Genomic DNA, 8,531 nt, shown 5'->3' on the forward strand with positions numbered 1-8,531 from the left:
AAAGTGACGAGCGTAGCATGCTCGGCGGACGTTTGAATGCTGAAGGTTATTTTGCCGCTAAATTCACAACGAAAAGCAACCCAACGCGATCAAGAAACAAGAAATATGTGATGACTATTTATCGCTTAATTTAAACCAGAAAACATGGAGTTTACCGTTCAATTCCAACTCGATTTAGCTGATAAAAACTCACTTTGCCTAACGCCGCATTAAGCGGCTAAAAATAGTGGGCTAAAATACAAGCGAAGCGCAGTAGCCCACTGTTTTTAGTCCGATTAAATGCTTTGTTAGTAGGCAATTTCAATGTTGGAATACCCTTGCAAAGCTTTAGCGAAACCATTTCCAAGTTACGATTCACAAACAAGCGATAACGTAATCAACCTGAGATCTGGTTAAGCCTGCATCAAATTATTACTTTCTAACAGCGCAAATTCTTGCGCTGTTAAATCCAAAGAAGGCTTATTTTCTTTTAAACAATACGCGATCAAACCACCCAATAAATTCAGCATAAAACCATGAGCACTGCTGTGTCTAGAGTGTTCAATGTAAGAAATATTTTTAAGTTGATCATTCACCGTTTCAATAATAAAACGTTTTTTTAGCATGGCTCTATCCCATAATGAAATGAATTTTTTCTTCATGTTTTTACGAATTGTCGTTATCAACTCAATACCTTTATCTAATAATTCACCTGACAATGCTTTACTAATATAACCTTTGTCGCCATAAAGTTTACCAAAGATAGAATCTGCCATACCAGCAACAGGCTCTCTATCATCGACATTACCTTTTGTGAGTTTAAGTGACACGATTTCACCTAAATGGTTGATAATTAAGTGCAGTTTAAAACCAAAAGACCATCCCATCGTTCCTTTGCCGTGCGTGGCTATGTCTTCGAATACTTTATTTCGTTTAGCTCGGATGATGTGGCAAACCTCTATCTTGGTGGAGTCTACAAACTGAATGCCTGTAGCCTTGCCAAACTTTGATGAAAGGTAACTGCACATAGGGATCACGGTACTTGGCATCATCCCTAGAAACCTTGTATAGCTTAGTAATTCGGGAAAATATGCTTTAAGGTGGCGACACACATAAAGCAAATAATAGTTTTTGAAATCACGGTAATGTGACTGATGAAAGTGAATAATAATGGTCATTATTTCTGCTGTTGATAGTCGGCAAGCGCGTCGGCGCTTTATCGCACCATCTTCTAATAGTGTTTTTTGCCATTGTTCGATAAACAACTGACAAAAATCATCGACATCACAATAAATTTCAACTAATTTGTTCATGCTCGTTCCTTGTTGGTCTTGTCACTCTTGGTCGAATGATCAGATCATGGAACGAGCAATTAGTTCATTTTTTTGTAATTTCTTATCCAGAGTTCAGGTTAATCAATAACAAAATAGCTTTGCTAAAGTCGAGCAGGATTGACGAAAGTGCAATGAAAAAATCAGCTTACTCACTGCTACAAATATCAAAATTAAACGCGGCTAGTTTACACAAAACAGCCAACGACCAGTAACGTAACAATCACAAAAACAATTGATAATACAGAAACCAATTGACGAAAGCACGACACAAAAACAGATGCAAAACTGCTTCGATTTTCAACCTTTTCCCACGCTACCGCCAGTTTAGTAAATTCACTAAACCACGGATTACGTTGCCAACTAACGCCCGCCTAAGGGGCTGGCAACGCATAACACCAAACTCAAACACAACAACCGTAACCACTTCGGCTCAATGGGACTGGAAACGCCACGCGTTGACAGTCCCTCTTGAGGCGCTTGTTATGCGCGCCTTGCCCAAAATGCCATTTGATACCATAATTAGGTACTTTTTGGTATTTATGGAAATGCGCTCATGGCTAAAAACACAAGTATCACTCTTGGTGAACACTTTGATGGCTTTATTACAAGCCAAATACAAAGTGGACGTTACGGCTCAGCAAGTGAAGTCATTCGCTCTGCGCTGCGTCTACTCGAAAACCAAGAAACCAAACTAGAGTCACTCCGTCAACTACTTGTTGAAGGAGAGCAAAGTGGTGATGCTGATTATGACCTTGATAGCTTCATCAATGAACTCGATAGTGAAAGCATTCGATGAAACCATTTAATCTTACTGTCGCCGCAAAAGCCGATTTACGGGATATTGCTTTATTCACTCAACGACGCTGGGGAAAAGAGCAGCGAAATGTTTATTTAAAGCAATTCGATGATTCCTTTTGGCTTTTAGCGGAAAATCCCGACATCGGTAAATCATGCGATGAAATCCGAGAGGGATACAGAAAATTTCCCCAAGGGAGTCACGTCATCTTTTATCAGCAAACCGGCAGCCAACAAATCAGGGTGATCCGAATTCTTCATAAGAGCATGGATGTGAACCCAATATTCGGCGCATAACGCCCGGCTAAGGGGTTGACGACGCACCGCCGAACTCAAAAAACACACTATAAACACTGAATTTCAATTTTGTACTAAAGCCGCCACGCGTTGGCAATCCCTCTTGAGCCGTTTGTTATGTGTTTGTTTCCACCATGCCAACATAGCCTGTTTGCTCTTGGAGTCTTTTGCACCACGCTTGAATATTGGGGTAATGAGATAAGTTAAAACCACCTTCATCTGCAACATGTGTATAAGCGTACAGTGCAATATCAGCAATCGTGAGTTGCTTACCAACAAGATAATCCGTCTGGGCTAAGCGACTTTCCATCATTGATAAGGCTTTATTACCTCCAGGTTGTAAGGCGTGATATTCCTCTAACCTTGACTCTGGCATACCTTGATATTTTTGGATAAAACGAGCCACGGCGATAAATGGCTCATGACTGTATTGTTCAAAGAACAACCATTCGTACATTTTAGCCTTTTCATATTTGTCACTAGGAATTAACGCTGTACCATCTGCGAAATAGCCAAGAATTGCGTTCGACTCTGACAAACAACGGCCATCATCCAAAACAACTGCGGGTATTTTTCCGTTTGGGTTAATGGATAAAAACTCAGCTGTTTTTGTGTCACCTTTTAAAATATTGACGTGACACCACTCATGCTCAATGCCTAAGAAAGCAAGCAACAGCTTGACCTTGTAACAGTTTCCAGATTGGATATCTCCATAAACCTTCACTACAAATCTCCTTTTATACACCCAAAAACACATAACGCCGCGTTAAGGTGTGAGCAACACAACAACCCGACCTAAACCATTGCGCCTTAAACACAAAACTCAACTTGAATTGAAAACGCCGAGTGTTGCGAATCTGTCTTAAACGCTTTGTTAGTTTCGTTCTAAACAAAAGCTCTGTAATGCCCTTAAAGGTTGCCTTAATGTTCCATTACTCCAAAAGGCAACTGAGTAATAGGTAAGTTCTTTATTATGATATGAGCCGATCAATACACCAATGACACCTGAGAATTCACCCATATTCATAGAACCATGAGCTTCTATTGTTTTTTGCCATGTTCTTAGATAGTCATAAATTTTTTGGTTCTTTGAGCCATCCCAACCATCAAAGACAGTTACCAATACTCTCAGAGGCGAATTCAATCTGCATAGCTTGTTCATTTCTTGATTTGCAGTTCGAATATCATTCTCTGATTCAATTTGTATTTGAGGAACATAAACATCGTCATAGAATGACTTAGACATAACATAGTCAACTGTAAACTCTTCATTACCATGAAATAAACCTAATTCTTTAGAAACCAAAGGGAGAAGTGATTCCTTATAAAATACTGTACGATTGCTTTTAGAAGACCAAGCATCTGACAGTTCATCACGTGAAAAAGTACCCAATTTATTAACTAGTTCATCTTTGAATGATGTCCACAGTGTATAGTTTTTATCTTTTTCAGTATTACCTTTAGGTTCTAAGTATTCTTCAATTCCACGAGTCGAACTGAACCAATGCTTATCATCAGGCAATACAGGATTACGATCACTCGAAGGAGCAAGAACTAAGTCACTACACATAGAATTGAAAGTTACATCTTCGAACCTAAACTCACCTTTTCCTCGTTCTTTTAACACTGTCGCGGTTGCAGGCATCGCCATCGACAGCATCAGGTTACACTGCGGACATTCCATTAAGTCCCAAGTATTTAGATGAACTTCACTACCAACACATACTGGGCACTTTTTATACTCAACAAATATCATTATTACCCTTTTATTTTATTACTGTACTCATAGAAACTAACGCCCAATTAAGGTGTGAGGCACGCAATACCGATGCTTCCGCATACCACCTTAACCACTAAAGCTAACGCATAGTAAAAATGCCACGCGTGCCGAATCACTCTTAAATTATTTGTTATGTAAAAGCTCCCAAGTAGCCAAATAGCTCACTTAAATAAGAAAATAAATAAGCCAGTATCCTTGCCCCCATAAGCAGCATATTTAATTCCAAAGATAGCCTCTAATACTGTTATTACGGTCAGTATTAAAATGTAATTGTTCGTTCTAGTTTGTAGTGACGCAAGTTTACCCTCAACGTATATTGGTGCCCCCCAGCGATTCAAGCGATAAGAAATATCTTTATCGTGCTGTTTATCATACTGATAGGTGAACACTTCTTGCTGAACGTCATCTGGAACTATCTCACATGAAAACCAACAAGAACCGTCTACGTTAAACGTAGCACTATCAAGTAATACTGTGGCTGACTGTTTAGGATTTAAACTCGGCAACTGGACTTCATTGGCCACAATATGAGCCATGTTGTGCCCATTAAATCTAAAATTTGGCTTCTTTAACCTTAGCTCCTCTAAAAGCTTTTCCTGAGATATTTGTCACAACCAGATAAGCATCAAAGGGGGTACTTTGAACCAAGTAGTCATAAAACTTTTTGGCTCGTAACTTTTTACTATTTAAATGCTGATACTTTAATTCAATCCTTAAATCTGTTTTTTCCAATACGCCTTGAAATAGGTCTTCTTGTTCGCTCAAATTTCATCCTCTTTTACATAACGCCCGGCTAAGGGGTTGACAACGCACCGCCGAACTCAAAAAACACACTTAAACACTGAACTTCAATTTTGTACTAAAACCGCCAAGCGTTGGCAATCCCTCTTGAGCCGTTTGTTAGTTGCCCTTGTTCGATTCTAGTGCTAACATTTGTACACACAAACTTAGGGAGCTACTCATGGACACTAGAATTCAATTTCGTGTTGATGACGAAATTAAACGTTTAGCCCAACAAATGGCTGAGAGCCAAGGTCGCACACTCAGCGATGCTTGCCGTGAACTTACTGAACAAATGGCTGAGCAACAAAGAAAAACATTATCTCATGACGCTTGGTTAACTGAACAAATAAACCTAGCATTTGAGAAGTTTGACTCAGGAAAATCTTCATTTGTTGAACATAATTCAGCTAAAGCACGAATGGCTGAACGAAAGGCCAAAATTCGTAATCGAGGCCAGCAATGATTTTATGGGAAGAGGAATCGCTAAATGATCGTGAGAAGATCTTTGAGTTTCTTTATGACTTTAACCCTGATGCGGCTGAAAAAACTGATGACATTATTGAGGCTAAAGTAGAAAACTTACTCGAACAACCATTGATGGGTGTTCAACGGGATGGAATTCGAGGACGATTACTCATTATTCCCGAAATCTCAATGATCGTTTCGTACTGGGTAGAAGGTTCAATTATTCGCATAATGCGAGTGCTACACCAGAAGCAGAAATTCCCTACCGATTGATTGTAGTCGGTGGGCAACTAACGCCCGGCTAAGGGGTTGACAATGCACCACCGAACTAAAAAAACACACTGTAAACACTGAACTTCAATTTTGCACTAAAGCCGCCACGCGTTGGCAATCCCTCTTGAGCCGTTTGTTATATTCGATTCACTTAACCATGATAGGCTACATATCTAACCCTGATTGCCATAATGATCCACGGCGAAACTAAACATGACTTTAATCAAAAAGAACGTGCTGGTGATTAAGAACCAAGTGGGTAACGGTAAAAGCATAAGTAATAACAAACCACTACACATTAGATTTGCAGAAATGAACAGTTGGATACGATTGTCCTTTAAAGCATTTACCACTAAGGCAGATATTATTGTATAGGCCCAGATTAGAAACGCATACTCTAAGGGTGCAGAAAGAAGCCACGCTATTGCTAAGATATGAATATGTATAGCAATAAAAAGAAAGCGTCCCTTTCTCCTTTCTGCGTAGAACTTATTTGTGCCTCGGCTAAAATTTGCAATGCACCCAGCCAGCACATCAGCAATTAGAATGAAACCTAACACTGTCAACCAACCATTTTCATGGGCTATAGGACGATAAAGCTGGAAATAAATTAGAAAACTACCAAATAAGGCAAATATTGCCGTACAAGTAATTTCAATTAAAGATTGCTTTTCACCAAAGACCTCATGAAGAGACTTGGGGATTTCAATATATTTCATCCTTTGTCCTTAAAAGTTCACCGATCAGCTTGTGGAATATAACGCCCGGCTAAGGGGTTGACAACGCACCGCCGAACTCAAAAAACACACCGTAAACACTGAACTTCAATTTTGCACTAAAGTCGCCACGCGTTGGCAATCCCTCTTGAGCCGTTTGTTATACGCGTGCTTCCGACCACACTGCAAATTCGTTACCGCTTGGCTCAATAAAATGGAAACGACAGCCTCCGGGAAAATCAAAAATTGGGCGAATAATTTGACCACCGCTATTCTGGACTTTGGCTAAAGTTGTTTCTATGTTTGAGCTATAAAAGATAAGAAGTGCACCACCCGATGCTGTCTGACTACAACAGTCAGCTTTAAAAAAACCGCCATCTAAACCCTGATTTGAGAATGCTGTATATTCAGGACCATAATCAGTAAATTCCCAGCCAAAAACTGAAGAGAAAAATGATTTTGTTGCCTCTAAATTTTTTGCTGCAAACTCGACATAATTCAGCTTTTCATTCTGATTCATTTCACGACTCCATTGTTAAATTTCCATATAGCGTATAACGCCCGGCTAAGGGGTTGACAACGCACCGCTGAACTTAAAAAACACACTGTAAACACTGAACTTCAATTTTGAACTAAAGCCGCCACGCGTTGGCAATCCCTCTTGAGCCGTTTGTTATACCGTGATCCGATGCACATTGTAGGAACTTCTTTATCAATTGCCATAGTGCCGTATAATCGCGGCCAAATTACACCACAACAATCCATCAGTGAGTTGCAAATGTCCAAACTATTTTTCAAAGGTCGAATCGATGCTAGACAAAACCACGTCATTTCAGGCTACAACGTAAACCGTGATGTAAAAGCAGGCACTGACGAGGCTCCAATCAATGTTGTCGTCCCAACCGAGGCTCGTAAAGCAGAGATAGAAATAATACTTTCTGAGCACTCAATAGTGGCTGATATTGTCATTGACTCAAAGCAACCAGAGAACACTGTTGAGCTTGATACGCTATTAAACAAACCTAAAACTATTACCTATGACAAAACACCAAACCGTAATGAACCGTGCATTTGTGGAAGCGGAAAAAAGTACAAAAAGTGCTGTGCTTAAACCCTCGATAATTACGTCCAAAGCCGTCTTCTGACGGTTTTTTTATAAACTAGAACCTATACGATATTCTGCGCGTAAGTCAAAACGGTATAACGCCCAATTAAGGGGTGAACAACGCCTCCACCCAAACCTAACGCATTGTGCCATAAACACTTAACTCACTTGAAGCGAGGCCGCCAAGCGTTGTGAATCCCTCTTAAATTGCTTGTTAGGTTTGTGCATCAAAGCTCATTAAGTGATAGTTTTCTGGCCCATTGCCCACTGTTTCAAGAATCTTGAAGCCTTGAGAAAGATAAAACTGGGTTGCATTCGTATTTTGGACAAGACACTTGAGATTTAAGTTATTACTTAGGTCTTTAGCATGATTCAGTAATTTTAAACCAACACCTTGTTTAAGGCTTTTGGGACTAACAAACAAATGGTGAATGAAGTTTTCAGGCTTCCAGATTGAGAGGAAACCAATTACTGCCCCCTGCTCTACAGCCACCCAAATTTCTTCTCCATCAGTATCTTTCACAAAATCAGTTAAGCAATATTCATCTGTATCCATGAAAGTGAAAGTAGCCACTCTCGATTCAAGGTAAAGTCGTGCTGAAGCTTCGAGATGCTGAGACTGAAATCTAATTATTTCCATGAACTTACCTATAAACCTAACGCCCGGCTAAGGGGTTGACAACGCATAGCCGAACTCAAAAAACACACTGTAAACACTGAACTTCAATTTTGTACTAAAGCCGCCACGCGTTGGCAATCCCTCTTGAGCCGTTTGTTAGGCCAACCAATTGACACCGACACTTTTACAACCAAAGAACGAGCTTTTTTGTAAACTTAAAACAAACTAACCCATTCATTTATAAACCAAAACCCTAAATCAGCAAAGAAACAAAAAATTCAAATTAAGCGATTTGGAAGAAAAGTGACGAGCGTAGCATGCTCGGCGGACGTTTGGATGCTGAAGGTTATTTTGCCGCTAAACTCACAGCGCTAAACAACCCAAC

13 protein-coding genes are annotated in these 8,531 nt (G+C 39.9%); 5 read left to right on the top strand and 8 right to left on the bottom strand.

Annotated features, from left to right (window positions below):
- Positions 1-392: 392 nt before the first annotated feature.
- Positions 393-1,292: an IS982 family transposase gene (locus tag AACT23_RS12020; RefSeq protein ID WP_094126636.1), complete on the bottom strand. Its 900-nt coding sequence runs from the start codon at positions 1,290-1,292 to the stop codon at positions 393-395.
- Between the two features lie 574 nt (positions 1,293-1,866).
- On the opposite strand from AACT23_RS12020, the gene AACT23_RS12025 reads away from it, so the two are divergent.
- Both AACT23_RS12025 and AACT23_RS12030 read left to right on the top strand, forming a co-directional pair.
- Positions 1,867-2,109 (top strand): type II toxin-antitoxin system ParD family antitoxin, encoded by a 243-nt coding sequence (locus tag AACT23_RS12025; RefSeq protein ID WP_094126638.1) that lies wholly within the window; start codon positions 1,867-1,869, stop codon positions 2,107-2,109.
- Positions 2,106-2,405, top strand: coding sequence for a type II toxin-antitoxin system RelE/ParE family toxin (locus tag AACT23_RS12030; RefSeq protein ID WP_000802136.1), 300 nt, complete (start codon positions 2,106-2,108; stop codon positions 2,403-2,405). Before AACT23_RS12025 ends, AACT23_RS12030 begins: the two co-directional genes overlap by 4 nt.
- Before the next feature lie 115 nt (positions 2,406-2,520).
- Here the strand turns inward: AACT23_RS12030 and AACT23_RS12035 are convergent, their stop codons facing one another.
- From AACT23_RS12035 to AACT23_RS12050, 4 genes are all read right to left on the bottom strand, one after another.
- A complete protein-coding gene (locus AACT23_RS12035) occupies positions 2,521-3,129 on the bottom strand; it encodes a glutathione S-transferase family protein (protein ID WP_094126640.1) in 609 nt (202 codons plus the stop codon).
- A 150-nt stretch (positions 3,130-3,279) separates the two neighbouring features.
- Complete coding sequence (locus AACT23_RS12040; RefSeq protein ID WP_141195533.1) at positions 3,280-4,161, bottom strand: hypothetical protein; 882 nt, start codon at positions 4,159-4,161, stop codon at positions 3,280-3,282.
- Positions 4,162-4,346: 185 nt separating this feature from the next.
- Positions 4,347-4,721 carry a hypothetical protein gene (locus tag AACT23_RS12045; protein ID WP_094126646.1) on the bottom strand — a complete coding sequence of 125 codons (375 nt, stop codon included), beginning with the start codon at positions 4,719-4,721 and terminating at the stop codon, positions 4,347-4,349.
- Between the two features lie 16 nt (positions 4,722-4,737).
- Positions 4,738-4,950, bottom strand: a complete 213-nt coding sequence (locus tag AACT23_RS12050; RefSeq protein WP_094126648.1) for a hypothetical protein — start codon at positions 4,948-4,950, stop codon at positions 4,738-4,740.
- 196 nt (positions 4,951-5,146) lie between these two features.
- Between AACT23_RS12050 and AACT23_RS12055 the strand changes: the two genes are divergently transcribed.
- Together AACT23_RS12055 and AACT23_RS12060 are read left to right on the top strand one after the other, a co-directional pair.
- Complete coding sequence (locus tag AACT23_RS12055; RefSeq protein WP_017040620.1) at positions 5,147-5,431, top strand: type II toxin-antitoxin system RelB/DinJ family antitoxin; 285 nt, start codon at positions 5,147-5,149, stop codon at positions 5,429-5,431.
- Positions 5,428-5,706, top strand: a complete 279-nt coding sequence (locus tag AACT23_RS12060) for a type II toxin-antitoxin system RelE/ParE family toxin (RefSeq protein WP_010320663.1) — start codon at positions 5,428-5,430, stop codon at positions 5,704-5,706. Before AACT23_RS12055 ends, AACT23_RS12060 begins: the two co-directional genes overlap by 4 nt.
- A 173-nt stretch (positions 5,707-5,879) precedes the next feature.
- Here the strand turns inward: AACT23_RS12060 and AACT23_RS12065 are convergent, their stop codons facing one another.
- Entirely contained in the window at positions 5,880-6,425 is a 546-nt protein-coding gene (locus AACT23_RS12065) for a hypothetical protein (protein WP_094126650.1), read from the bottom strand.
- A 157-nt stretch (positions 6,426-6,582) separates the two neighbouring features.
- The gene (locus AACT23_RS12070) at positions 6,583-6,942 is read right to left on the bottom strand and encodes a VOC family protein (RefSeq protein ID WP_013868602.1); all 360 of its coding nucleotides are present in this window, start codon (positions 6,940-6,942) and stop codon (positions 6,583-6,585) included.
- Between the two features lie 258 nt (positions 6,943-7,200).
- Here AACT23_RS12070 and AACT23_RS12075 point away from each other — a divergent pair, with 258 nt between their 5' ends.
- Positions 7,201-7,533 (top strand): PBPRA1643 family SWIM/SEC-C metal-binding motif protein, encoded by a 333-nt coding sequence (locus tag AACT23_RS12075; RefSeq protein WP_026029159.1) that lies wholly within the window; start codon positions 7,201-7,203, stop codon positions 7,531-7,533.
- A 208-nt stretch (positions 7,534-7,741) separates the two neighbouring features.
- On the opposite strand, the gene AACT23_RS12080 is transcribed toward AACT23_RS12075, so the two are convergent.
- Positions 7,742-8,167, bottom strand: coding sequence for a GNAT family N-acetyltransferase (locus AACT23_RS12080; protein ID WP_053312151.1), 426 nt, complete (start codon positions 8,165-8,167; stop codon positions 7,742-7,744).
- Between the last annotated feature and the right edge of the window lie 364 nt (positions 8,168-8,531).

The sequence above is a fragment of the Vibrio sp. V09_P4A23P171 genome (genome assembly GCF_963875615.1).
Taxonomy (GTDB): Bacteria; Pseudomonadota; Gammaproteobacteria; order Enterobacterales; family Vibrionaceae; genus Vibrio; species Vibrio anguillarum.